Source organism: Paenibacillus sp. OSY-SE (assembly GCF_000283315.1).
GTDB lineage: Bacteria > Bacillota > Bacilli > Paenibacillales > Paenibacillaceae > Paenibacillus_B > Paenibacillus_B profundus.
The window spans coordinates 1-205 of sequence record NZ_ALKF01000074.1; the positions used below are offsets into that span (position 1 = coordinate 1).

General features: G+C 40.0%; 1 protein-coding gene. It reads right to left on the minus strand.

Translation table 11 applies throughout. The annotated features are described in order from the left end of the window. Nucleotides 1-114, minus strand: a 114-nt coding sequence (locus A372_RS37010) for a YneF family protein (RefSeq protein ID WP_019418910.1), incomplete at its 3' end; no start/stop codon positions are given. Between the last annotated feature and the right edge of the window lie 91 nt (nt 115-205).

Here is a 205-nt window from a genome sequence, read left to right on the forward strand (position 1 = left end):
AGGGTCGTTCTGCATCTTTTCAAGCTGTTTGCGAAGATAATAAGCACCGATGAAAAATCCCCCGACCAAGCCAACAATCAGGGTAATAATCGGAATGACAATATTCCACACCACGAAGTCGTCACCTCTGTATATTTATATGAGACATCTTGAATTACACGAACCTATCATAGCAAAACATGGGACAGCTAGCAAATTACTTTTT